Source organism: Mucilaginibacter sp. A5337 (genome assembly GCF_059690695.1).
In genome coordinates this window covers 1148045-1171006 of sequence record NZ_JCAWEC010000002.1, presented here as the reverse complement: position 1 = coordinate 1171006, position 22962 = coordinate 1148045, and the positions used below count along the sequence as shown (strand labels likewise).

Genomic DNA, 22962 nt, shown 5'->3' with positions numbered 1-22962 from the left:
CACAACAGATTTTTTGTTCTCAATCCCCATAAATATGGCTATCTTTCAAAATGAAGCACCAAGAATTTGAACCTCCTGAAGAACTGCGGGACACTATCAAATGCTTTTGGTACAATATCAGGGAAGCGGAAGAACCGCAATCAAGTTTTGAGGTACAGCCTGACGGTTTCGCTGAGATTATTTTCCATTTCGGAAGTGCTATCAGCATTTTACAGGATGGTAGTTTAAAGCCATTACCATCACCCTTTATGATGGGGCTGCTCAACCAGCCGGTTGTTTTCCATTCAAATGGGCGTTTGGAGATCATTGGTGTCAGATGTTTTCCGTGGACTGTATTTGATTTGCTCGGACTACCATCCGGCAAAGTTGGAGTGCACACTTTTGAGCACCCTGTTGCCCGCCTGCAGACTGTATTGAATGAGTGGATAACTATTGACAGAGCAGATAAAGCGCTGGCAGAAGTAGGGAAGTATTTCCTTAATATGCATTCGGGTATTGCGATTAACAGTATGCTATTCAAAGCAGGAGCTGCTATGAGAAAAGCAAACGGAACCATACCCGTAAGCCAGGTAGCTGCTGCCGCTCATGCCACTGTTCGTACGCTTGAAAGAAAATTCAAGCAATCTTCCGGCTATAGCGTTAAAGACGTGTCGGGTTTAATGCGTTTTGAGCAAATACGAAACCGGTTATGGCATTACCCGGATACAAGTCTTGCAGGCTTAGCTCATGAGTTGGGTTATACAGATCAATCCCATCTGAGCAGGGAATTTAAACGATATAGCGGCACCACGCCGGCTGCCTTTGCACGAAAAACGAAGAAAGGGAAACAAGCCGTAAGTAATGATTTTGTCGCGTTTGTACAAGCCTAAGCTGTAGGCATTGCGGAATTTTGTGTTTCAATATAATATATATGAAACCAATATCTGAAAACAATAAATCTGTACAAAATTACACTATTTATGATGTCATCATTTCCGGAGCGGGGCCTGTGGGTTTATTTCTTGCCTGCGAACTGGCCCTGGCCAACTGCTCTGTCCTGATACTTGAAAAAGCAGAGGACCCGCATTCGCCATTGAAACAGATGCCATTCGGCATCCGCGGGCTCTCCGCTCTAACTATTGAGGCGCTTTATCGCCGCGGCCTGCTAAATGAATTGGAGATTCATAAACGGATAAAAAATCCGCATCAAAATGCCAAACAAGGAGCCCAGCGACAGGTAGGGCATTTTGCCGGAATACCTTTTATTGAAGGCAATGTCGATACTTCGCAATGGCAATACCGTTTGCCCGGCTCAGCTGAAACCAGCTTAATTTCCGAAATGGCGGAGCTTGAAACCGTGCTAATCCGTCGTGCCCAGTTACTGGGCGTAGAAATCAAACGCGGGTTCGCTGTTACCGGTTTTCACCAAACCGCGGATGGGGTAACTGTTGAGTCAGATGGGCAATCATTTCAAAGTAAATGGCTTGTTGGTTGCGATGGGAGTCGCAGCGCGGTGCGTAAGGCCGGTGGTTTTGAGTTTGCCGGTACCGAGCCGGAGTTTACCGGCTACACCGCGCTGGTTGAGATAGCAGATCCGGAAAAGCTTAAACCAGGACGAAATGTGACACCACGAGGCATGTACATGCAATCGCAGCCAGGTTACATGGCCATTCAGGATTTTGATTGCGGGGTATTTCACGGTTCAGGAAAACCGGTTACGCTTGAACACTTACAGGAGGTGTTGCGCCGGATTTCCGATACCGACGTTACATTTAGCACCCTGCATATCGCGACCACCTGGACAGACAGGGCGCGGCAGGCCACGGCTTACCACAACGGACGGGTACTTTTAGCCGGCGACGCGGCACACATTCACGCACCATTGGGAGGGCAGGGGCTTAACCTTGGATTGGGCGATGCCATGAACCTGGGCTGGAAGCTTGCCGCAACCGTTCAAAATAAAGCGCCTGATGGTTTACTGGATACTTATTATACCGAACGGCACCCTGTTGGCGTACAGGTTTTAAATTGGTCGCGCGCGCAGGTGGCAATCATGAAGCCAGACCCCGATGCCCAGGCGCTGTATGCTATCATGGGCGATCTCATCAATACGCGAGATGGTGCCACTTATATTGCAGGAAGGGTTTGGGGCATTAATACGCATTACAATATTGCAGGCAGCCACCCTTTAACAGGCCGCAGCGTTCCCGACTTTGAATTTGAAGATGGCAATAGGATTGGCGGCTTGATGCATGATGGCCGCGGCTTATTGCTCGACTTTGACGGGAATACCCCGCTAAAAACCGTGGCCGAAGAATACGGCAACCGACTGACATGTGTTTCAGGCAGGGCAAAGGAGCAATTTGGCTTAAGCGCCGTATTGATACGTCCGGATGGGATCATTGCCTGGGCTTCTGACAACGAGCCGGATTATGCTGAACTTCGGAAGGCTGCTAATCTCTGGTTTGTAGGCAATAAAGCATAACGGACTAGATTTCTTCACTACAAAAAAGCCGTTTCTTTACAAGGAGAAAGGCTTTTTTGTAGATGCAACTTTGTCCAGTCGGTGATTGAAAATGAATGATGCTCATATTAGCTTTCAGGGTTTAACCGCGGTGAGGAGGAAATATGTCCTTTTAACAGAATACTTGCCAGTGATAATATTGCCAGGATCACAATTGCCCAGTGAGCCTGTTCGGCTACCTTATTTACAAATGCCGAAACAAGATTGGGCGTTTCAGTTGCACGTTCTGCTATCCATGCAATAGCAACTATGCCTGACATGACCGCGCCTCCAACCCTCACATATTTGTAAACCGGCGTTTGGCTCAATAAAATTAACCACGGAATTGTAATCAATACTACAAAAAGCTGCATGATCTCAGTGCCCAGGTTAAAACCTAAAATACTCAAGGCCATAGTATCTGCCCCTAATTTAAGGTTAGCTAATATTGATGCGAATGCTAAACCATGGATCAAGCCAAAGCTCGCCGCCACATACATTTCCTTCCCCTGAAAAATTGGCCTTATAGCGTGAACTGCCGAAACAAGGATAGAAAATGCGATCAATATTTCCACCGGTTGTGCCGGTAACCGTAGCCAGCCTAAGGCACCTATCAGTAGGGTAACAGAGTGGCCGATGGTAAACGAAGTAACAATTTTTAACAATCTCAGGATACTATATTTGGTACCTCCAAATTTTCCCCATCGTTTGCCATTTATTAAAAGTGTAGCCGGTAATAACAGTACAATTAAAAACAGTAAGTGATCGGTACCTTCTTTAATATGCCGTATACCTAACATAAGCATACTTTTAAAACCTTTAAACCAGCTTCCGGGTTGTAGATTTATTTCAAGAGGATAGATCACGTTATCTTTGGTACTCCGGCTGATTACCATAGCGTCAGTAGTTGGGCTTAAATTTCCTGTTTCCCAATCACTGCGAACGGAAACGAGGGCGGCATGATTAATCACCTGGTGCATGATCACATCATAATCAAGCATAAACTTCCGGGTACTTTCGCCCGGTTGCGGTATAATAACCACATTAGCGATCACTTCCCAATAATCCATACCATTTTCAATGTATTTTCCTTTATCCATCCTCAACCCCTCTATTTCAACTTCCCATGGGGCGGTTTTCTTCAAATAAGCATGTATGTGTGCTCTGAGGTATTCTTTTAATTGTGGCCCTAACCTTTCAATTAGCGTTTCCGGGTTTTTCGATATATCGTTACCAAAGGAGAGTTCAAGTTCTGACAGCGGCATTTGAAGCTCCAGCGCAATCCTGTTTGGGCTTGCATCTAAAAAAACAAGCGTATTTGGCGTTTGATGTGCACTGGAGATGGTTGGCCTCAGCATTGTAACTGCAAAAATGGCGGCAATGATAAACAGTCGCCAGCTGTTTTTCCGGCGACTGTTTATTGAAACGATGTTATACATAATTTCTGTTGATTTTTTATAAACCTATATAATCGCGGGTATGATCTCTCATTACAGTGTGGTAATGTATTTGATTGCTGATAACCACACCAGTTTGGCATATAAACTCTATCCAAACACTTGGCCCGTCAATCCTTACATAGTCTGTATTAGTTGTTAAAAATGAAGTTGCAGAACCCGCAACACCTGAGGTATTGCTTGCATAACACACGTAAGTATTGGCCAATTCATTTTGATAAATAGTAGTAAATGCTGCTGCCGAAGTAGCGTCAAGATCATTGATCCATGGCATCATTGCCGCTAACACTTTGGCCTGGGCTGCTGTACTTAATGTACTTACCTGAATGCCCTGTTTTGTAGTTGGCATTGTATTGGTTGTTGATCCCGGAACCATCAGGCAGTCTGAAAAAGTACCTGATATTTTTGCCGAAGCTAATTCTGTACTTGTGAAAGACCCCAGCATATTTTGCATAGCAGTATGCTCAGATTCTATCGCCCCGGTATAGGTTACTCCTCCTGTGGTAAATGACCCTTTTGGCTCAACGCCCTGGTGTAACGGTGTTATACTGGTAACAACTCCTGCATCATAAGTGATATTTTGGGCATAGTGGTGACCGCCAAATTGCAACATCCATTTACCGGTAGTAGTAGGTGTCCCTAAAAATGCAATGATATAGTTGCCTGAAGAATATCCTGAAGCCATTGTTCCCAGGTAATCGTCGGCCGCCATGATCTGGGTAAATTCGTCATAGCCCTCTCCTGTGGTTGTACCCATGGCTGCCGCTGCCACGGCTTTTGCAGCTGCTAATTGTGTGCTGGTTAAGCTGCTGAAAGCCAATCCGTTTCTGCACGAAAGCCCGCAGGGTAGGTTTGACCATCTTAAAGCGTTGGTTTTATTTAAGGTTAAAACTACTGAGGCTTGCTGGCTGGTACTGAGTGTTGCTAAAAACGCGTTGGCTAAGCAAACTACTTTTGAAGCAATGGTTGTTGAGGTTGAACAGCCGGTTGCTGTGCTTGCAGCATCTACAGTAACGGTAAAGCTGCACGTTTGGCCACCAAACGTAATGGAAAATGATGCGGTACCTGTTGATGTTGGTGTGCCGGCAATAGCATACGTGATATTACCGGCCCCGCTTGCTAAGGTACCTGCCGCTAAAGTTGCCGTTAATCCGGTAACCCCTGTTGAAGAAATAGCAGTACCTGCAGTGTAAGTTGCGCCATTGCCACCTGTATACGGTACTGTGGCGCTGCCGCTAAATACTGTATTAACGGTTGCTGTTGATGACACCACTGCCGAGCCGCAGGTTAAAGCCGAAACTGAAGCCGTGGTGGTAGTAGTTGTAGTTGTGGTAGTAGTTGTTTTTTCGCTGCTCTTTTTACAGGCAACCAGGATGCAAGCCGTTATCAGCAAGCCTGCTCCGGATAAGAGTATTAACTTTTTCATGATCTAAGGGTGTTTAATGTTTCGTTTTTTTTCCTTTGATCGAAAGTATCCTCAATTTTTCCGGCCGGTAAATATTATCGATAAACAGGGCTTATATAGTGGTGAACGGGCATCGATAGATGGTGTGCGATATGAATATAGGATTACTTTTTTCTCATGTACAGGCTTTTTATTAGGTAAACAACCGCAATGCCGGGTTAATGTCGGTAATAAATCCGCCTGTAATTATTGTATATTGGAAGTGCTAATTATAACATTGCGTCAGAATTTTACATAACCATGCAACAACCAGACTTAGGCAAAAAAATTGCGAAACTTAGAAAGGCCAGGGGATTAACACAGGAAGAACTTGTAGAAAAGTGTAACCTAAACGTGCGTACGCTTCAAAGAATAGAAGCAGGAGAAGTAACGCCAAGAAGTTATACTATAAAACTAATCTTCTCCGCCCTTGATCACCAGGTTTACAATTCACCCTCCGGTATGGCCGATTGGTTAAGTGATTCAACGGATATGATTCGCGATATTATCCGTAAACTTTATAGTTACATACTCGATCTATTTAACCTAAAAACAAACGCAATGAAAAAATTAACAATTTTATCCATCTTCTTTTTAACCTTTTGTTCACTGATCTTTTCAGCATGCCTAAGCTCCAGGAAAGTAATTAATGACCAAAAAGCCTTGCTTGGTACCTGGCAAATAATGAGTAATGGCGTGCCTGATACCACTTACGCTGGTAAGCCAGGCCAGATCAGGTATCAGACAATCACCAGTGACAGATTTATGGTTACTGATATACAATATTCAAAAAAACAGATTTACGCTGCATTCTCCGGGTCATATACTTTAGATACTCAAAATAAAACCTACTCCGTATTGATTGAAGCCATTGGCGGGCCAGGATATGCCCAATACATGGACGGAAAAATTGGAACATTTAATTACCGGCTTAAAGATTCGTTATTGTACCTGAAAGGAAATGGCTATGACGAGGTTTGGAAAAGGGTGAAATAAAGGCAGATGGATTACGATGGGCTTAGAATGAGCTTTCGATATATCATCAATTATCGTAAAATCACGGCATATCAAAAGCTTGAAATAATCTTGTTATTGCAAATATTTGACTGTTAATTCCTTAACAAATGGCACGCGTTTGGTGTTATGGATAAGAAATTACAACATCACTAAACGCTAAACAACCATAATATGTCAAAAAAAGTAGCCGAACAGCTTGTAGAAATGCTGGTACAGGCCGGTATCAAACGTATTTATGCTATTACCGGCGATAGCTTAAACGAACTTAATGATGCGGTACGTAAGACGCCCGAATTAAAATGGATCCATGTACGTAACGAAGAAGCGGGCGCCTTTGCTGCTTCGGCAGATGCTCAATTAAGCGGGCTTGCCTGTTGTGCGGGCAGCAGCGGCCCGGGGCATGTGCACCTGGTAAACGGGCTTTATGATGCCCACCGTTCGGGAGCGCCGGTTTTGGCTATAGCATCCACCTGTGCTACAAAAGAGTTCGGCAGCAATTATTTCCAGGAAACCAATGTTATCAAGCTTTTTGATGACTGCAGTTATTACAACCAGGTCGCGGCCAATAGCAAACAGGTGCCCCGCATGACGCAGGCTGCTATCCAAACCGCCATTCAGCGCAAGGGAGTTGGTGTGTTGGGGTTTCCGGGGGATGTGGCAGGGGAGGATGCTGTTGAAATCGACTCATCGGTAAATAACTTTTTTTGCAAAGCTAATATCACCCCGGTGTGGGAAGAATTGGTGAAACTGGCCGATCTGATCAATCGTCACCCCAAGGTTTGCATTTTTGGCGGCATCGGTTGTGCCGATGCCCACGACGAGGTGGTTGAGTTGGCCGCATTGATCAAAGCTCCGGTCGGCTATTCGTTTCGGGGTAAAATGTTTTTGGAGCATGATAACCCGTATGAGGTTGGCATGACGGGCTTGCTTGGTTTACCAGCTGCTTATCATAGCATGCACGAAAGTGATCTTGTTATCCTTCTCGGTACCGATTTTCCTTACACACCTTTTTATCCGCAGGATAAAAAAATAGTACAGATTGATATCAAGCCTGAAAATCTTGGTCGCCGGGCTAAGTTAACGATGGGGCTTTATGGCGATATTAAATCTACACTTAAAGCATTGATCCCATTGATTAAAGAAAAAACAGACCGGAGTTTTTTGGATGCGCAACTTCATGTACATGCCAAAGTGAAGGAGCAGCAGCAAGCCTACATTCAGGATTACGGTAAACATGACGCCATCCACCCCGAAGCTTTGGCTGCTATTGTAAATGAACATGCATCTGCCGATGCCATTTTTACCTGCGATACCGGGATGTGCAACGTATGGAGTGCCCGGCACATCAGCGCTAATGGGAGGCGGTCGATGATCGGGTCATTTGTTCATGGTTCTATGGCCAATGCTATGCCTCATGCAATCGGTGCTGCTTTGGCTTGCCCCGATAGGCAGGTGGTAGCCATGTGCGGCGATGGAGGAATCTCCATGTTGTTAGGTGATTTAGCCACCATCAAACAATATGATCTGCCTATCAAGATCATTGTATTTAACAACAGGGCATTGGGTATGGTAAAGCTTGAAATGGAGGTAATGGGCCTGCCCGATTTTGAAGTTGACATGCATAATCCTGATTTTACCATGGTGGCCGAGTCGATGGGGATCAAAGGCATCACCATAAACGATCCGCAGGACCTTGAGCAGGGTATAGCCGAAGCTTTTGCGCATACAGGGCCGGTTTTGGTTAACGTTTATACCGATGGAACGGCCCTTGCCATGCCGCCGCATATCGAACTTAAAATGGTAAAAGGCATGGCTGTATCCATGACAAAAATGATGCTTGGCGGTAAGTTTGATGAAGTTTTGGCTACAGTGAAAGGGAACTATAAACATCTGCCGGAGATTTTTGATTAAATTATTGCACGAATACCTTGCAAATTCAACACAATTAAAACGAATTACACGAATTTGGTTGGAAATTAATTTGTGTAATTCGTTTTAATTAGAAAAATTAGTGTGGGAATTATTTTGCCGTGACTTTCCCGATTAACGCAATAGTTAGAAAGTTATATTGCGGTTATGCACTTATAGATGGCGGGCCTTTATAATTTCAAGTGTGTGATAATATTATTTTCCCGGATCTGTATAAAGTTGATACGTTCATCCTGTGGATCGTAATCGATACTTAGTACAAGGTTGTCTATTTTATAATGATCTATCAGAAAAGGCAGATCCAGTATTGGCGAATCCCCATGTTTGGTTTGCGTTGGCTCGCCTGCTTTTTTGAAAACTGCTTCGCGGGCGTCGTGAAATGAAATCTCAAATGGCAGCACGTATTGCAGGTCCGGTTTAGGGTAAATATTCAAATGGGAGAATATCGGCTGACCTGGCTCTAAAACGATCAGTTCATCTTCGTCAATAACAGCGTCCTCGTTGCTGAATCCTAAATCGATATCCAGCATTTCAGATCGCATGTAATCGCTTTTTAAAATATTGTAAGGACTGAGGTCAGTAAAAGTATCTGCTAAAAATGCCTGGAAATTATCATTATAGAGATATGAGCCGAATTGAGTTGTAAAATGGAGGTAGGTGAACATGGAGAATCAGTTAACGGATCAATAAAACTACAATAAATCAAAATAAAGCTAAACTATGTTTTTATTTTAGCTACATGATCACAAGGTTTGCCGGATTGTATTTAAGAGAAGAAGTGCCAGATATTTTGTTTATCACTTCTTATTATTCGTTGCTTGATTTTGAAAAAAAAATACAATTTAATCTCTGTGATGTCTCGTACACCGATAAGAAAATTCATAGAACTATTACTATTGATGAGAATAGTAAGGTGCTAATTACCATCGATCAGGGAAGCCCTCGTGGCACAAACACGCGCTCCGAAGTTTATATCAAAAATGGAGAAAAAATCTGTTTGCTTTGCAGTTTTAGCGCGTTTGAAGAAGTAAACGATCTGCGCAAATTGGAATGCTATAAACTGGCAGAATATATAGCAAACCGGCTAAATGTTAAATACGGGATTGATTGGGAATACAAGATTTCTGTAGATACACCTGAAAAAGAAAAGCAGTTTAATAAGAGTGTTTTCATTTTAATTGTCACGCTGATAGTGACTTATATTATAATTTATTATAGGCTAAAATATGATATGGAACATCCTAAAATAAATTACAGTCGTTGATAATATAAAGCAATTTATTTTTTCTTCGGTAAATTGGGCTTCCTTTAAATTTCCCTACTTTTAAGCCCGCAATGGAAGCAAAAAACAACAAGAAAACCATTTGGGCCTGGTGCATGTTTGACTGGGCCAATCAGTCATATAACATCGTTATTACCTCTACTATATTCCCCGCATATTTTGTGGAGGTTACTAAGTTTAACTCGAAGAATACCCAGATGGTAACTTTCCTGGGGCACAGGTATGTTAATACAGTATTATCAAACTATATTCTTGGGTTATCCTATCTTATAGTAGCAGCTATTTTGCCAATTCTTACTTCCATAGCCGATTACCGGGGCAACAAAAAATCGTACCTGCAATTGTTTACCTGGTTGGGGAGTTTGGCGTGTGCCGGTTTGTTTTTCTTTAAGCCCGGTGTTGGGCTGGAGTTGCCGATGCTATGCTTTGGGTTGGCATCTATCGGCTATTGTGGTGGTTTTGTATTTTATAACTCTTACCTCCCGCAAATAGCCACGCCCGATAAGCAGGACGCCGTAAGCGCCAAAGGGTTTATTTATGGTTATGTGGGCAGCATTGTAGTGCAGGTATTATGCTTTATAGTGGTGCTTGAACCTAACTGGTTTGGCATTACCGACGACTGGCTACCGGCGCGGATCTCGTTCCTGATGGTTTTTGTATGGTGGATAGGTTTTTCTATTATTCCATTTCGTTTGCTGCCGAAGGGACAGCCTAATACAGATAAACATACTTATAATGTACTTACGGGAGGCTTTAAAGAGTTGGCAAAGGTTTTTGGCAAAGTAAGGAATATGCCTTTGTTAAAACGCTTCCTTGCTTCGTTTTTCCTTTACTCGGTAGGTGTACAAACCATTATGTTGGTTGCGGCTAATTTTGCTGCAAAGGAGTTGCATATGCCCGATGCCGCGCTGATCTCTATTGTACTTATTATCCAGGTTGTTGCTGTGCCTGGTGCGTTGATCGCATCCAAATCATCGGAAAAACTCGGGAATGTACGTACGCTGGTTGGTTTGGTGGCGGTGTGGTCGGCCATTTGTTTGTATGCCTATTTTATTACTAATTCTACCCAGTTTTATGTTGCCGCTGTGATCATCGGCATAGTAATGGGAGGGGTACAATCCTTATCGCGCTCAACCTATTCTAAATATTTGCCCGAAAATATCCCGGACACGGCTTCCTATTTCAGTTTTTATGATGTTACCGAAAAGCTTTCGATAGTGGTAGGCCTGTTTTGTTTTGGATTTGTAGAGGCTGTAACTAATGAAATGCGCGATTCTACGCTTGCTCTTGACGGCTTTTTTGTATTGGGTTTAATAATGCTTATAGTGCTCATGTTCACTGAAAACAAGCTCCGTAAAAAGCGTGTTGACGTGAACACCTAAACAATTTGACCACAGGCTTGTACTATATAAAAACATAAGCCATGATCCACACAGTTAACCACAATGTCACCGCTGATAACGGCATACAAAGAAATATTATCATCGAGCCGGTGCTGCACCAATCAACAGATCACCAGTTAAACGCCACAGGGTTGTACAAGCTTTACAAAGGTGGTAGCGACGGAGAAGCTATCCTTTTTGAAATTCAGGAGATAGCACCTGAAATAGGTGAAAGCAAACCCTTGCTTGATGATAAAAAGAACCCCGATTATTTAGGACAGATCAGCTTTGAGGGTGACAGCAACTCCAAATGGCATTATTCAGAAGGCCCGCTTTCTTATTATGAGCAGCAACAGGTGGTAGAATTTATACAAAATACAAATAGTTAATTTTTCTTTTTAGCTGCTGACATAGGGCTGTCACCACTGCGTGATTACTTTGTATTGTAATCAAAAACAAAAACAACACAATGGAAACCAACGCAATTCAACAACCAGCAACAGAAACTCCTGTTTATACACCTGATCAATTTTTGCAAGGCTGGCTTGGTCAGCGCCGCGTAACCCGCCGCCTTATCGAAGCATTTCCTGAGGAAGCGCTTTTTAATTATTCAATTGGTGGAATGCGTCCTTTTTCTGATATGGTGAAGGAAATTATCAGTATGAGTGGCCCGGGTGTTAAAGGTCTTGCAACTGATGATTGGACATCAATAGCAGGCCTTGACCATCATACCGGAAAAATTGAAGCCCACTCAAAAAACGATTTATTGAGGTTATGGGATGATGCTACTGAAGCCATTACCACTTATTGGCTGCAAGTTCCGGCTAAGCGTTTTCAGGAAACTGTATTGGCCTTTGGGCAATACGAAGGCGTGGGTAACAGCATTATTCAATATATTATTGATAATGAAATTCATCACCGTGGCCAGGCTTATGTTTACCTGCGTTCTTTAGGAATTGAACCACCGGCTTTTTACGACAGAAGTTAAATTTGATTTAGCATATTTAAAGGCTTCCGCTAAAGGAGGCCTTTTTTATGATATCTTTAGCAGAATTCTTTACGCTAAAATTTAATGATGGCAATTATCCGCTCTTTTGCATTGTTTTTACTTGCCGGTTTATTTGAAATAGGAGGCGGCTATTTGGTTTGGCTTTGGTTAAAAGAAGGTAAGCCTTTATGGTTTGGGATAGCAGGTGGAATTATTCTTGCGCTTTATGGGATAGTGGCAACGTGGCAAACCGCCAATTTCGGTAGGGTGTATGCGGCTTATGGTGGTATTTTTATTGTAATGGCATTGATCTGGGCCTGGAAGGTTGATGGTTTTAAACCCGATCGTTATGATATCATCGGGGCTTTGATAGCGCTTGTGGGTGCTTGTATTATTGTTTACGCACCGCGCGGGCATTAATTGGCTTGTAGTTGTTTTAGGGGAGAGGTAACAATTTTTATTTATTGCAGGCGAAGCTTTTTTTAGCTTATATTATAGATATTAGCAGCAATAAATCTAAACCCATCATGAATACCAGAATTTTCATTATTGCTGTATTTTTCTTTTTAAACAGTGTAAATGCATTTTGCCAGGTCCCATCCGAAGAGTTTATAAACGGCCTTAAGCAAATTAACACAGATATACCGGCCGCTAAACTCAACTTCCTTGCTGCGGTTGCGAAAACTCCTTCATTTCATGGCTCATATCACTTTTTAGGAGTTATCTATTTAAATGATCATAAACCTGATTCTGCTATTTGGTATCTTAAAAAAGCAGTCGAATTAAATACCCGGAATATTGGCCATACTGCCGAATTCAGCTATTTGCGTTTAATTGCTGCTTATATCAGCAAACAGGATTATGAAAGTGCTTTTGCCGCCGCCTGGGATGCTTACAAACTATTTCCCGATTCACAGGAACTACAGTTGGGCTTAAAGGATGCCTGCCTCTGGGCTTATTACACCCAAAACAATGAACTCGATCCAAAATACTCCACTATTGATCCCCGTGATGAATATGTGGTAAATAATGTGGACGAGGAATATTTAATTGTAAGAAACTTGCGGGTGAATGATCGCAACTTACAGGTAGCCGGGCAAAGCCTGGCCAACAAAAATGGATCGGCCTATGATGCTTTAACTTGTTCAATAGCCGGCACCAATGATACCCGGAAAATAGATTTTAAAATAAACTGGGATATGGGTAAATATTTTGGAGGTATAAATGGTCCAACCACTGAAGTAGCCGGCAATAAGCAAAAATCAATAGCCGAAAGGGCAGGTGCTATGCTGGTTACTGATAATAAAATAGATTTGCCCGGGGCTATTAAAAAGATGCTTGGCGAAAGATAGGTATTGTATTTAGTTGGTGTTTTTTGCAGTTTCTAAAATTTGCATACATTTATTGAGCAAATGGAAAATAAAAACAACAAAAAAACCATACGGGCCTGGGCTTTCTTTGATTGGGCCAACTCGGCGTATAACCTTGTCATCACTTCAACAATTTTTCCGGCTTATTATGTAGCCATTACTACCAACCATGCCAATGGTGATAGGGTTAACTTTTTTGGAAAAAGCTTTGTAAATACTGCCCTTTCTGATTACGCTTTATCTGCTGCTTATTTGGTAATGGTATTGCTGTTGCCAATATTGTCATCCATTGCCGATTATAAAGGCAATAAAAAAATCTTCATGCTGTTTTTTACGCTGCTTGGTTCGGCGGCCTGTTGCGCGTTGTTCAACTTTGATAAAGATCATTTGGAGATGGGCGTAATCTGTTTTGCACTGGCGGCCATCGGTTACAGCGGAGGTTTTGTGTTTTACAATTCATACCTGCCCGAAATTGCTACCGTTGATATGCAGGATAACGTAAGTGCCAAGGGTTTTACTTATGGCTACATAGGCAGCGTATTGCTGCAGCTTATTTGCTTCTTATTTGTACTGAAAGGCGAGTGGTTTGGTATAGTTGATAAAACCTTTGCTCCGCGTTTGTCGTTTTTGCTGGTGGGCTTATGGTGGATAGGTTTTGCCATGATCCCTTTTAGTGTATTGCCTAAGGGTAGCCCCAACGCGGTGAGCCATAGCCACAACATCATAAAAGGCGGTTTTGTTGAGTTGGGCCATGTTTGGAAAAAGGTTAAGGATATGCCGCTGTTAAAAAGGTTTTTGCCGTCGTTCTTTTTTTATTCCATGGGGGTACAGACCATTATGCTGGTGGCAACCGGTTTTGCTGCAAAAGAGTTAAAAATGGAAACCCCGCAGCTGATCACCATCATTTTAATTATCCAATTGGTGGCAATTTTCGGAGCAACGCTGATGTCGCGCCTGTCTGGTAAATATGGTAACGTGCGGGTTTTAATAGGGGTGGTGATCCTTTGGATTGGGGTGTGTATCGCTGCTTACTTTACCTATACGCAAACACAGTTTTACATTATAGCTGTAGTAGTAGGCTTGGTAATGGGCGGTATTCAGTCCATGTCGCGTTCAACTTATTCCAAATATCTGCCCGAAAATATTCCGGATACTGCGTCTTTTTTTAGTTTTTATGACGTTACCGAAAAGCTGGCTATTGTAGGTGGGGTATTTAGCTTCGGCTTTTTTGAAGAAATAACCGGTAGCCCGCGAAATTCGGTTTTGGTATTGGGCGTATTTTTCATTGTTGGCTTAATTTTGTTGTTTTCTTTGCTGAAGGCGGAACGAAACGTCAATAAAAATTTGGATTTTAGCGCCCGTTAACTAATTTGTGCCGATGAAGGTTGAGTTGTTTATACCGTGTTTTATAGATCAGTTGTTTCCGGCAACTGCTTTTAATACCGTAAAATTGTTGGAGAAAGCAGGTTGCAAGGTTAGTTATAATCCGGCACAAACCTGCTGCGGTCAGCCGGCCTTTAATGCCGGTTTTTGGGATGACGCCAAAGAGGTAGGAAGTAAGTTTTTAAGCGATTTTTCGGAAGATAGTGTTATTGTATCACCATCAGCCTCTTGTACCGGCATGGTGAAAAACTATTATAACGACTTGTTTACCAATACCGCGGTACACAATAAATGCCGGGCTATTCAGGGTAATATTTACGAGCTGTCCGATTTTTTAGTAAATATCCTGGAATTTGATTATTTCGGTGCCGAGCTTGATGGTAAGGCTGTTTATCATGATAGCTGCGCCGGTCTGCGCGAATGTAAAATAAAAGATGAGCCTCGCCAGCTGCTCTCTAAAGTGCTTGGTCTTGAGTTGATTGACCTGAAAGACGGCGAAACCTGCTGCGGCTTTGGTGGCACCTTTGCTGTTAAGTTTGATGGTATCTCAACCGCGATGGCGCAACAGAAGGTAAATAATGCCCTTGATGCCGGTGCTGAATATATTATCTCAACTGATACATCATGCTTGATGCATATGCAGGGATATATCGATAAAAATAATCTTCCTATTCAAACCATGCACATTGCTGATGTATTGGCTTTGGGTTGGGGGAATGTATAATAACTACTATTCTTTAACCAGTTTCAATTTCAAGGTATCATCGTATACTTTGGTATCCCATTGCATTTGTTTTCCGTTGTAGTTACTGATCTTCACCCTTGTTGTATCACGTTTTGTACCTCCGTCAAAAACGATGTTGAGCGTTTTTTTGCCCGCATGGTATGTGTATTGGCCAAACCATGCGCGGTTGGCTTCAAAAATATATGGGTTAGCACATAATGCAATCCGGCCGCCGTCTTCTATATAAACATAGCACCAGTTTTGCGCGCCGTTCATCCATTCATTTTCACCTACAGTTTTACCGTTTCGTGTAAAGTGTTCTATTTTCCATCTCCCTGTAAAGATTGATGGCGGTACGGCTACTACATAACGGTAAATGCTATAAAACGCAAGGCCGATTACTAAAAGTTTTAAAACAGGTTTTGCAAAACTTAGCTTTAAGGGCGGTATTACTACTTCTTTAAATAAAACAGGTTTAATATCCGGCCATCGTAGTAGTAAAAGGTATAACAGGCCGGTAGTTATAATGATTGAGTTCATGAACGCCCCTGCGGCTATATCATAAAATGCATTGATCAGTACAATGTTTAACATTATGGGTAATAATATGCAGGTGCCCAGCAAGGTAGTACGCCTGAACAAAAGCATAACGCTGCCGCCAATCTGAAGCAAACCCAGTATAACCGCGAAAGTATAGGAGTGGCCAAAATAATTCCAGGTGAGATCGAAACCACTTAATTTGCCTATTGGAGTATTATCTCTCATGTAAACGTGTCCAAACTGTGTTTTCAGGATCTTGGCAAAGCCATAAGCCGACACTTGAAAGGCAAGGAAGTACCGCATAACGCCACGCAGAAAGGCGTGCCCTATTTCTGAATTAAATCCTTCCTTTTTGCTTTTTTGATTCCAGTAAATAGAATATATCACCGAAAGGATGAGCATCCCGATAATAATCCAGGTAAAAAGCCTCGCGAAGGAAATATTACCAAAAGAGGTAAACAGCTTGTAAAGTAAAGTGCCCCACATCATCATTAAGCAATCATAAATAGCTATGAGCAGATACAGGCATTCAAAGAACTTAGCAAACCAATAGGAGCGGTGTGTGGCAGTCATAAGCTTATTTGCGTTCAATATCCAAAATAGTTCCCTCTTTTGCCATTTCTATAAGGAATGGTTTGGCAATACCTTCCTGTGCGCTATCATAAGCGGTATCACCCCTTGCAGCAATGTCATCAAGGCCATCTTCGCGGTCAACTTCATATTTGTTCAGGGCCAGGTAAACGGAATCGCCCGATATCTTATTTACTTTGTATAGGGTATAATGATCGTTTTTAAGTTTGATATGGAACACATCGTTCTTTTGTGGCGATAAAACCCATTGGTTTACTTTTTTTGCTTTCTGCTTTTCGGTGATATAGAAAAATATCGAACCGATAACAATCAAAAAACAGCCGGCAAATGTCCATATCGGTATTTTGGCTTGAGTTTTCAGGTTATCATAGCTCAACTTCAGTGAGGCGGGCATTTCCTTAAGTTTTAACACCTGCCTGCAATTGAGGCATTGCGAAACGCCTGTTTTACCAATCGGGAAAAATGGAATCCAGAAAATATGCGCCCAGCGCTGAAATACATTCATTTGAATACTGTTGGCTGTATTGCAGTTTGGACATTGGTCGGCTGTTATTTCGGATTTTAAAAGTTTGCCTTTGGTTCCGTATATGATCATAATTGATAAGGTTTACAATGTTTTAGTCGGCCTTGAAATTACAGAAATGATGCTGATAAATGAAATTATCAAATTGTTATAACTGTTTTCCGCCGTTTCGGGGTTTGTTCTTTTACGCAGATATGAAAAAAGCTCCGGGTCAACATTTTATAAAAAACTGTATCTTTGCCGTTTGAAATGAACAAGAAAGTCGCTTTTTACACTTTAGGCTGCAAGCTGAATTATTCAGAGACCTCATCCATTGGTCGGCTGTTTAACCAGGCCGGTTATGATACGGTGAATTTTACCGAAACGCCGGATGTTTTTGTGATCAATACCTGCTCGGTAACTGATAATGCCGATAAAAAGTGTAAGAAGATTGTTAAGGAAGCGCTTAAAATTTCGCCTAATGCCTACGTAACTATTGTAGGTTGTTACGCACAGCTAAAACCACAGGAAATTGCTGAAATTCCCGGCGTTGACATGGTGCTTGGGGCTGCCGAAAAATTTCAGATAGTTGATCATATCACCGACTTAACTAAAAGGCCAAAGGCGCTGGTGCTTAATCAGCCCGTGTCTGAAGCTAATGAGTTTGTGCCCGCATATTCTTTTGGCGACCGTACCCGTACTTTCCTGAAAGTGCAGGACGGCTGTGATTATTCCTGTACCTTTTGTACCATTCCCCTGGCGCGTGGTGCGAGCAGGAGCGATACTATTGAAAATGTTGTAGCGCAGGCAAAGCAAATTGCCGAATCGGGCGTAAAAGAAATTGTGCTTACCGGCGTAAACCTGGGCGATTTCGGGATCCGTAATGGTAAACGCGAGGATAAGTTTTTTGACCTGGTTAAGGCGCTTGATGAGGTAGAAGGCATTGATCGTTTCAGGATTTCATCTATCGAGCCTAATTTGCTTACCGACGAGATCATTGCCTTTGTTGCTGCTTCAAAGCGCTTTGTGCCGCATTTTCATATTCCGTTGCAGTCTGGCTCAGATAAGATCCTGGGATTGATGCGCCGGCGTTACAAACGCGATTTGTATGTTAACCGCGTTGCCAAAATAAAAGAACTGATGCCCGATTGCTGCATCGGTGTGGATGTTATCGTTGGTTTCCCCGGCGAAACAAGGGAGGATTTTATCGATACCTATAATTTCCTGAACGAGTTAAATATATCATACCTGCACGTATTTACCTATTCGGAAAGGGAAAATACTTTGGCTGCCCAGATGACCGGCGCTGTTCCGGGTTCTGCACGCGGAGACAGGAGCAAAATGCTGCACATCCTGTCGGATAAAAAGCGCCGTGCTTTTTATGAAAGTCAATTGGGTAAAAATCAGGAGGTTTTGTTTGAGGGCGATATTAAAGATGGCTTTATGCACGGCTTTACCCGTAACTACGTGAAGGTGCGCACCAAGTACGACCCTGTACTGGTTAACGAGTTAAAAACGGTACATCTAACAAATATTTCACCTGATGGTGATGTTGAAATAACAGAAGGCGAAGAAATATTAGTACATTAAATTCTATATTCGCCTTAAAATATAACCTATGTTTCCAACGCTCACATCGTTATTAAAATATCTTTTTGGTTTTAATCTTCCTTTGCCCATACAAACTTTCGGCTTTTTTGTGGCGATAGCTTTTGTTGGCGCTTACTGGGCTTTTGGGCAGGAGTTTAAGCGCAAGGAAGCATTAGGCGTTATCCATACGTTTAAAAAACGGGTTACCTTAGGTTTGCCCGCTTCAAATACCGAATTGATAGGTAATGGTGTATTCGGCTTTGTTTTAGGCTATAAAATAATTGATTGTGCACTTAACTATCAGTCATTGATTGATAGCCCGCAGGAGTTCCTGTTATCATTAAGGGGTAACTGGATAGGTGGTATACTCGGAGCGGCAGCATTTGCGTACTGGGCATGGCATGAAGCCCAAAAACAAAAATTGGATAAACCGGTAACCAAAGATGTTGATGTGCACCCAAATGAATTGATGGGTAGTATATTATTGTGGGCCGCAGTATTTGGCTTTGCAGGTGCCAAGCTGTTTAATGCATTGGAAAACTGGGGCGACTTTATGAAAGACCCGGTTGGTATGCTGATAGGTTTTAGTGGCTTAACTTTTTATGGTGGCTTGATATGTGGCGGTGCGGCCGTACTTTATATTGCTAATAAACACGGTATTAAACCCCTGGATATGCTTGATATCGGCGGTCCGGGTATGATGCTGGCTTACGCCCTTGGCCGTATTGGTTGCCAGATGAGTGGTGATGGCGACTGGGGTATAGTTAACCTGGCACCCAAACCGCACTGGCTAAGCTGGGCACCCGACTGGATGTGGAGCTTTAAATTTCCGCATAACGTGAATGACGAAGGTGTACAGATGATAAATTGTGCAGGAAAGTTTTGCCATGAACTGCAATACCCGGTTTATCCAACCTCATTTTATGAATGTGTAATTTGTTTATTACTGTTCTTTGTATTATGGAAAATAAGGCACAATTTTAAAGCTCCGGGCGTTTTGTTTGGTGTGTATATGATATTGGCAGGCGTTGAGCGTTTCTTTATTGAGCTCATCAGGGTTAATACCAAATATGTTGTCGCCGGTGTTTCATTTACACAAGCCGAAATGATTTCGGTGATTATGGTTTTAGGTGGCATTACACTTATTGTAACAGGATTAAACAAAGAAAAGAAAGCACTGGGTACTACAAATGGCTGATAATAAATCAAAAGGTAAATTAGTAGATAACCAGGTATTCAGATTTGTGCTTTCGGCCGGGGCCGGTTTTTTGGTGGATGTTTCGGCATTTTACCTTTTTTATCACAATCTGCTTACAGCACATACTTACCATATTTTCGGGCTTACCGTTCGCAATTATACTGTTTCACTTGCGCTATCCTTTTTTATGGGTGTAGTGGTTAACTTTTTAATCACACGGTACATGGTATTTAATGAATCAAAATCGGCGCCGCGCAAACAGTTTTTCCGTTTTGTGACAGTGGCTATTATTGGCTTCTTCGCCAATTTATCTGTTGTGAAAATATTGATCCAGGCTTGCAGCTTTAACCCAACGGTAGCACGGATCTCGGCGGCGCTGAGCCTGTTCTTCGCAAGCTTTTTTATTCATAAAGTTTTTTCATTCAGCCTATCATTAAAACGTAACCATGCAAACAGCGAACATCATAAACCAGGTAATTGAGGTTTCAAAACAGGCAGGTGATTTCATCAGGCAGGAACGTAAAGCGTTTGATCCTGATAGGATAGAGTATAAAGGCCTCAACGATATGGTATCATACGTTGATAAAACCGCCGAAGAAACCATTGTAAAAGGTCTGAGCAAAATTTTACCTGAAGCTGGCTTCATCACCGAAGAGAAAACGACCACCAAAATAGGCGAGCGCTATAACTGGATCATCGATCCGCTGGATGGCACAACCAATTTCATTCACGGCGTACCTGCTTTTTCGGTAAGTATAGCTTTGAAAGAATATGATGAACTGATAGCCGGGGTGGTATATGAAATAAACCTTGATGAATGCTTTTACGCCTGGAAGGATGCGCCCGCATACCTTAATGGTAAGGAGATCAGTGTAAGTAAAAACATCACAATCGGTACCAGCTTGCTGGCAACCGGTTTCCCATATTACGATTTCACAAAACAGGCAGCCTATATCGAATTGTTTACCGAGCTGATGCGTACCAGCCATGGTTTGCGCCGCTTAGGTTCGGCCGCTGTTGATCTGGCTTATACCGCTTGCGGGCGTTTTGATGCTTTTTATGAGTATAACCTTAATGCCTGGGATGTTGCTGCGGGTATTGTGATTGTAAAACAAGCTGGAGGCGAAGTGGTGAACTTTAAAGGCGGCTCTGAAGTATTGGATACCCGTGAGTTATTGGCAACTAATGGGATAATAACAGGGGAGATGCTGGGGGTGATAGGGAGATATTTTAAGTAGAGGAGGTAGTTAATAATTTACTCCAATGCTGTAGGATCGTTGTAGTAGAGGTTTTTTGAAGTTGAATTATTTTTTTACTGCAGTGTTTGTGGACTCTATCCAATTAAATAATTTCATTTAAGAAATATGGCTTGTTTTTTATTTTGGATTTTATTTTCTCTCCCTTTTGTTCTGATAGGTTTGTTTTTCTATTTCTTTATCATTAAATCAAAAAGCCGGTACCTTCGGCGGAATGGTGTTACTTGCAAAGCGAAGGTCGAGAATGTTGAAATAACCGCACTTAGCTATGGTAGTGGTATCGTTAGTGAAAAAACAATTGCGATTGTGAAGCTTGTTATTCTCGAAGGGGGTGCCACCGGCAGGGAAGTAACGGTTAGGCAAGGGTTCTTGAAAAGCGTGATGCCTCAGAGGGGAGATGAACTGCTTGTTCTAATTGATCCACAAAATCTCAACAAAGCTATAATAATATAACTCTTTTGGGCGCGAGTATGTAGAGTAAGGTTCAGGTACATAGGTACTCGTGACTTCAATGCAGCTAATTAAACTTTGCACTATTAGTAGCCCTGATAAAGTCACGAGTACGCCACGTTTCTTAGCCCTGCATATGCATTTGCTTTTAATATAGGAACATATTTTTATAACTGATCATTTCACCACTGTTGCCTCAAGTTCAACCTTTAAGGTTTCAAAAAGGCTTTTCACCTCCAATAAAGTTAAGGCTTGCTTAATTCCATGTTTAGATATCCAATCCTGTAATATTAGAAAATGGGGCCAAAGTTCGGCTGTGTTTGTTGTGTAAATATTCAGTCGTATAATACCTTTAGGTTCGTATCCTGCCTGGCTGATAACATGCTCAAGATTTTGCAGTGCCTGAATTAATTGAGATTTCATATCCTCATCGCTTGATTTTCCGTCTGCGTTTATCGCCGTCTGTCCCGAGATATACAAGGTGCTTTCTACATTTTTTACTTCGACGGCCTGGACATAGCTACGTTTGTTTTGCCATTGCCAGGGATTGATAATTCTCTTTTCCATTTTATTGATGTTTTTTGTTTGCGCCAAAACGGGGGCGGTCGTAATTAATAAGAGTGCTAAAAGTGTCGCTGCTTTTTTCATATTCGCGCTTTGAATTTGCACTGCAAACTTGTTAATAACATCCGGAATGGAACGTTGACCTACCTCACGTTTTTGAAGTGAGGTAGGTCACATCAATAAGAAATTCTGCTTAGGGTTTCGCGCGAGACGCCGAGATAGGAGGCCAGCAGAGCCTTGGGCACACGATTAATAAGCGTTGGATACTGCTTAATAAGCTGTTCATAACGCTCCTTAGCGTTTGATGTAAGGGTGGATATAATACGCCTTTGTGAGGAAAGAAAACCGAAAGTTGCCTTTTCAAGAAAGAAGCGTTCCATCTTTTGAAGGCCATTACAAAGCTTTTTATAGTCTTCAAGTGTTAAGCACAGCACTTCGGTATCTTCAAGGCACTCCAGCGACATTGTTGCCGGGGATTCGGTATAGTAGGCATAAAAATCAGTCTCCCACCAGTCTTCCATAGCGAAAGCAACGATATGCTGCTTTCCTGTATCGTCGGTATATATAAGTTTTAAAAGACCTGAAACAACAAAGTAGTTATACTTAACAATCATGTCTTCCTGAATAAGGAATTGGTGTTTCCTGAATTTTTTAGTCGTGAAATGAGAAGATATGAACTCAAACTCATCATCAGTGAGCGGTATTATTTTTTCTATATGTTCCCGTAATTTATTCAGCATGATGTATGTCGGCATAAAGATAAGTTTGAAACCGCTTTATTCAAATCCATTCTACGATCACCCAATCGGGCAA

Annotated in this window: 24 protein-coding genes; 17 read left to right on the top strand and 7 right to left on the bottom strand. The window is 42.2% G+C overall.

Features of this window, described 5'->3' with window-relative positions; all coding sequences use genetic code 11:
- Positions 1–50: 50 nt before the first annotated feature.
- A complete protein-coding gene (locus AC59JO_RS09625; RefSeq protein WP_497304967.1) occupies positions 51–869 on the top strand; it encodes an AraC family transcriptional regulator in 819 nt (272 codons plus the stop codon).
- 41 nt (positions 870–910) lie between these two features.
- The gene (locus AC59JO_RS09620) at positions 911–2464 is read left to right on the top strand and encodes an FAD-dependent monooxygenase (RefSeq protein ID WP_497304965.1); all 1554 of its coding nucleotides are present in this window, start codon (positions 911–913) and stop codon (positions 2462–2464) included.
- Positions 2465–2571: 107 nt separating this feature from the next.
- Here the strand turns inward: AC59JO_RS09620 and AC59JO_RS09615 are convergent, their stop codons facing one another.
- Both AC59JO_RS09615 and AC59JO_RS09610 read right to left on the bottom strand, forming a co-directional pair.
- Positions 2572–3921, bottom strand: coding sequence for a HupE/UreJ family protein (locus tag AC59JO_RS09615; protein ID WP_497304963.1), 1350 nt, complete (start codon positions 3919–3921; stop codon positions 2572–2574).
- Between the two features lie 16 nt (positions 3922–3937).
- Positions 3938–5365, bottom strand: coding sequence for a DUF3500 domain-containing protein (locus AC59JO_RS09610; protein WP_497304961.1), 1428 nt, complete (start codon positions 5363–5365; stop codon positions 3938–3940).
- A gap of 279 nt (positions 5366–5644) precedes the next feature.
- Between AC59JO_RS09610 and AC59JO_RS09605 the strand changes: the two genes are divergently transcribed.
- Together AC59JO_RS09605 and AC59JO_RS09600 are read left to right on the top strand one after the other, a co-directional pair.
- A complete protein-coding gene (locus tag AC59JO_RS09605) occupies positions 5645–6379 on the top strand; it encodes a helix-turn-helix domain-containing protein (protein WP_497304959.1) in 735 nt (244 codons plus the stop codon).
- Positions 6380–6571: 192 nt separating this feature from the next.
- A complete protein-coding gene (locus AC59JO_RS09600; RefSeq protein ID WP_497304957.1) occupies positions 6572–8311 on the top strand; it encodes a thiamine pyrophosphate-dependent enzyme in 1740 nt (579 codons plus the stop codon).
- A 188-nt stretch (positions 8312–8499) separates the two neighbouring features.
- On the opposite strand, the gene AC59JO_RS09595 is transcribed toward AC59JO_RS09600, so the two are convergent.
- Positions 8500–8994: a hypothetical protein gene (locus AC59JO_RS09595; RefSeq protein WP_497304955.1), complete on the bottom strand. Its 495-nt coding sequence runs from the start codon at positions 8992–8994 to the stop codon at positions 8500–8502.
- Between the two features lie 74 nt (positions 8995–9068).
- Between AC59JO_RS09595 and AC59JO_RS09590 the strand changes: the two genes are divergently transcribed.
- From AC59JO_RS09590 to AC59JO_RS09555, 8 genes are all read left to right on the top strand, one after another.
- Positions 9069–9593, top strand: a complete 525-nt coding sequence (locus AC59JO_RS09590) for a hypothetical protein (protein ID WP_497304953.1) — start codon at positions 9069–9071, stop codon at positions 9591–9593.
- A gap of 71 nt (positions 9594–9664) precedes the next feature.
- A complete protein-coding gene (locus AC59JO_RS09585) occupies positions 9665–10993 on the top strand; it encodes an MFS transporter (protein ID WP_497304951.1) in 1329 nt (442 codons plus the stop codon).
- A gap of 41 nt (positions 10994–11034) precedes the next feature.
- The gene (locus AC59JO_RS09580; protein ID WP_497304949.1) at positions 11035–11382 is read left to right on the top strand and encodes a hypothetical protein; all 348 of its coding nucleotides are present in this window, start codon (positions 11035–11037) and stop codon (positions 11380–11382) included.
- A gap of 80 nt (positions 11383–11462) precedes the next feature.
- Positions 11463–11981 (top strand): DinB family protein, encoded by a 519-nt coding sequence (locus AC59JO_RS09575; protein WP_497304947.1) that lies wholly within the window; start codon positions 11463–11465, stop codon positions 11979–11981.
- An 87-nt stretch (positions 11982–12068) separates the two neighbouring features.
- Positions 12069–12401, top strand: a complete 333-nt coding sequence (locus tag AC59JO_RS09570; RefSeq protein WP_497304945.1) for a YnfA family protein — start codon at positions 12069–12071, stop codon at positions 12399–12401.
- A 107-nt stretch (positions 12402–12508) separates the two neighbouring features.
- The gene (locus tag AC59JO_RS09565; RefSeq protein WP_413667699.1) at positions 12509–13333 is read left to right on the top strand and encodes a tetratricopeptide repeat protein; all 825 of its coding nucleotides are present in this window, start codon (positions 12509–12511) and stop codon (positions 13331–13333) included.
- Positions 13334–13393: 60 nt separating this feature from the next.
- Positions 13394–14716 carry an MFS transporter gene (locus AC59JO_RS09560; RefSeq protein WP_497304942.1) on the top strand — a complete coding sequence of 441 codons (1323 nt, stop codon included), beginning with the start codon at positions 13394–13396 and terminating at the stop codon, positions 14714–14716.
- A 13-nt stretch (positions 14717–14729) separates the two neighbouring features.
- The gene (locus AC59JO_RS09555) at positions 14730–15458 is read left to right on the top strand and encodes a (Fe-S)-binding protein (protein ID WP_497304940.1); all 729 of its coding nucleotides are present in this window, start codon (positions 14730–14732) and stop codon (positions 15456–15458) included.
- 6 nt (positions 15459–15464) lie between these two features.
- Here the strand turns inward: AC59JO_RS09555 and AC59JO_RS09550 are convergent, their stop codons facing one another.
- On the bottom strand, positions 15465–16571 hold the full coding sequence (locus AC59JO_RS09550) for a hypothetical protein (RefSeq protein WP_497304938.1): 1107 nt from the start codon (positions 16569–16571) through the stop codon (positions 15465–15467).
- A gap of 4 nt (positions 16572–16575) precedes the next feature.
- Positions 16576–17184 (bottom strand): hypothetical protein, encoded by a 609-nt coding sequence (locus tag AC59JO_RS09545; RefSeq protein ID WP_497304936.1) that lies wholly within the window; start codon positions 17182–17184, stop codon positions 16576–16578.
- Positions 17185–17361: 177 nt separating this feature from the next.
- Here AC59JO_RS09545 and mtaB point away from each other — a divergent pair, with 177 nt between their 5' ends.
- The 5 genes from mtaB (at position 17362) to AC59JO_RS09520 (ending at position 21588) form a co-directional block, all read left to right on the top strand.
- The gene (gene mtaB, locus AC59JO_RS09540) at positions 17362–18681 is read left to right on the top strand and encodes a tRNA (N(6)-L-threonylcarbamoyladenosine(37)-C(2))-methylthiotransferase MtaB (protein ID WP_413667704.1); all 1320 of its coding nucleotides are present in this window, start codon (positions 17362–17364) and stop codon (positions 18679–18681) included.
- Between the two features lie 28 nt (positions 18682–18709).
- Positions 18710–19879, top strand: a complete 1170-nt coding sequence (locus AC59JO_RS09535) for a prolipoprotein diacylglyceryl transferase (protein WP_497304934.1) — start codon at positions 18710–18712, stop codon at positions 19877–19879.
- Complete coding sequence (locus AC59JO_RS09530) at positions 19872–20360, top strand: GtrA family protein (protein WP_413667706.1); 489 nt, start codon at positions 19872–19874, stop codon at positions 20358–20360. The genes AC59JO_RS09535 and AC59JO_RS09530 overlap by 8 nt, the downstream gene beginning before the upstream one ends.
- Positions 20326–21117 (top strand): inositol monophosphatase family protein, encoded by a 792-nt coding sequence (locus AC59JO_RS09525; RefSeq protein WP_413667707.1) that lies wholly within the window; start codon positions 20326–20328, stop codon positions 21115–21117. Before AC59JO_RS09530 ends, AC59JO_RS09525 begins: the two co-directional genes overlap by 35 nt.
- 126 nt (positions 21118–21243) lie before the next feature.
- The gene (locus AC59JO_RS09520; protein WP_497304931.1) at positions 21244–21588 is read left to right on the top strand and encodes a hypothetical protein; all 345 of its coding nucleotides are present in this window, start codon (positions 21244–21246) and stop codon (positions 21586–21588) included.
- Positions 21589–21762: 174 nt separating this feature from the next.
- On the opposite strand, the gene AC59JO_RS09515 is transcribed toward AC59JO_RS09520, so the two are convergent.
- Positions 21763–22233, bottom strand: coding sequence for a RidA family protein (locus tag AC59JO_RS09515; protein ID WP_497304929.1), 471 nt, complete (start codon positions 22231–22233; stop codon positions 21763–21765).
- A gap of 92 nt (positions 22234–22325) precedes the next feature.
- Positions 22326–22904 carry a Crp/Fnr family transcriptional regulator gene (locus AC59JO_RS09510; RefSeq protein WP_413667710.1) on the bottom strand — a complete coding sequence of 193 codons (579 nt, stop codon included), beginning with the start codon at positions 22902–22904 and terminating at the stop codon, positions 22326–22328.
- Positions 22905–22962: the final 58 nt, after the last annotated feature.

Excerpts from the sequence above, each read along its gene's own strand:
- AC59JO_RS09545 (WP_497304936.1), bottom strand. The coding sequence starts at position 17,184 with ATGATCATATACGGAACCAAAGGCAAACTTTTAAAATCCGAAATAACA.
- AC59JO_RS09530 (WP_413667706.1), top strand. The coding sequence starts at position 19,872 with ATGGCTGATAATAAATCAAAAGGTAAATTAGTAGATAACCAGGTATTC.
- AC59JO_RS09615 (WP_497304963.1), bottom strand. The coding sequence starts at position 3,921 with ATGTATAACATCGTTTCAATAAACAGTCGCCGGAAAAACAGCTGGCGA.
- AC59JO_RS09610 (WP_497304961.1), bottom strand. The coding sequence starts at position 5,365 with ATGAAAAAGTTAATACTCTTATCCGGAGCAGGCTTGCTGATAACGGCT.
- AC59JO_RS09600 (WP_497304957.1), top strand. The coding sequence starts at position 6,572 with ATGTCAAAAAAAGTAGCCGAACAGCTTGTAGAAATGCTGGTACAGGCC.
- AC59JO_RS09585 (WP_497304951.1), top strand. The coding sequence starts at position 9,665 with ATGGAAGCAAAAAACAACAAGAAAACCATTTGGGCCTGGTGCATGTTT.
- mtaB (WP_413667704.1), top strand. The coding sequence starts at position 17,362 with ATGAACAAGAAAGTCGCTTTTTACACTTTAGGCTGCAAGCTGAATTAT.
- AC59JO_RS09570 (WP_497304945.1), top strand. The coding sequence starts at position 12,069 with ATGGCAATTATCCGCTCTTTTGCATTGTTTTTACTTGCCGGTTTATTT.
- AC59JO_RS09550 (WP_497304938.1), bottom strand. The coding sequence starts at position 16,571 with ATGACTGCCACACACCGCTCCTATTGGTTTGCTAAGTTCTTTGAATGC.
- AC59JO_RS09560 (WP_497304942.1), top strand. The coding sequence starts at position 13,394 with ATGGAAAATAAAAACAACAAAAAAACCATACGGGCCTGGGCTTTCTTT.
- AC59JO_RS09525 (WP_413667707.1), top strand. The coding sequence starts at position 20,326 with ATGCAAACAGCGAACATCATAAACCAGGTAATTGAGGTTTCAAAACAG.
- AC59JO_RS09605 (WP_497304959.1), top strand. The coding sequence starts at position 5,645 with ATGCAACAACCAGACTTAGGCAAAAAAATTGCGAAACTTAGAAAGGCC.
- AC59JO_RS09555 (WP_497304940.1), top strand. The coding sequence starts at position 14,730 with ATGAAGGTTGAGTTGTTTATACCGTGTTTTATAGATCAGTTGTTTCCG.
- AC59JO_RS09620 (WP_497304965.1), top strand. The coding sequence starts at position 911 with ATGAAACCAATATCTGAAAACAATAAATCTGTACAAAATTACACTATT.
- AC59JO_RS09535 (WP_497304934.1), top strand. The coding sequence starts at position 18,710 with ATGTTTCCAACGCTCACATCGTTATTAAAATATCTTTTTGGTTTTAAT.
- AC59JO_RS09510 (WP_413667710.1), bottom strand. The coding sequence starts at position 22,904 with ATGCCGACATACATCATGCTGAATAAATTACGGGAACATATAGAAAAA.
- AC59JO_RS09580 (WP_497304949.1), top strand. The coding sequence starts at position 11,035 with ATGATCCACACAGTTAACCACAATGTCACCGCTGATAACGGCATACAA.
- AC59JO_RS09595 (WP_497304955.1), bottom strand. The coding sequence starts at position 8,994 with ATGTTCACCTACCTCCATTTTACAACTCAATTCGGCTCATATCTCTAT.
- AC59JO_RS09565 (WP_413667699.1), top strand. The coding sequence starts at position 12,509 with ATGAATACCAGAATTTTCATTATTGCTGTATTTTTCTTTTTAAACAGT.
- AC59JO_RS09590 (WP_497304953.1), top strand. The coding sequence starts at position 9,069 with ATGATCACAAGGTTTGCCGGATTGTATTTAAGAGAAGAAGTGCCAGAT.
- AC59JO_RS09575 (WP_497304947.1), top strand. The coding sequence starts at position 11,463 with ATGGAAACCAACGCAATTCAACAACCAGCAACAGAAACTCCTGTTTAT.
- AC59JO_RS09625 (WP_497304967.1), top strand. The coding sequence starts at position 51 with ATGAAGCACCAAGAATTTGAACCTCCTGAAGAACTGCGGGACACTATC.
- AC59JO_RS09515 (WP_497304929.1), bottom strand. The coding sequence starts at position 22,233 with ATGAAAAAAGCAGCGACACTTTTAGCACTCTTATTAATTACGACCGCC.
- AC59JO_RS09520 (WP_497304931.1), top strand. The coding sequence starts at position 21,244 with ATGGCTTGTTTTTTATTTTGGATTTTATTTTCTCTCCCTTTTGTTCTG.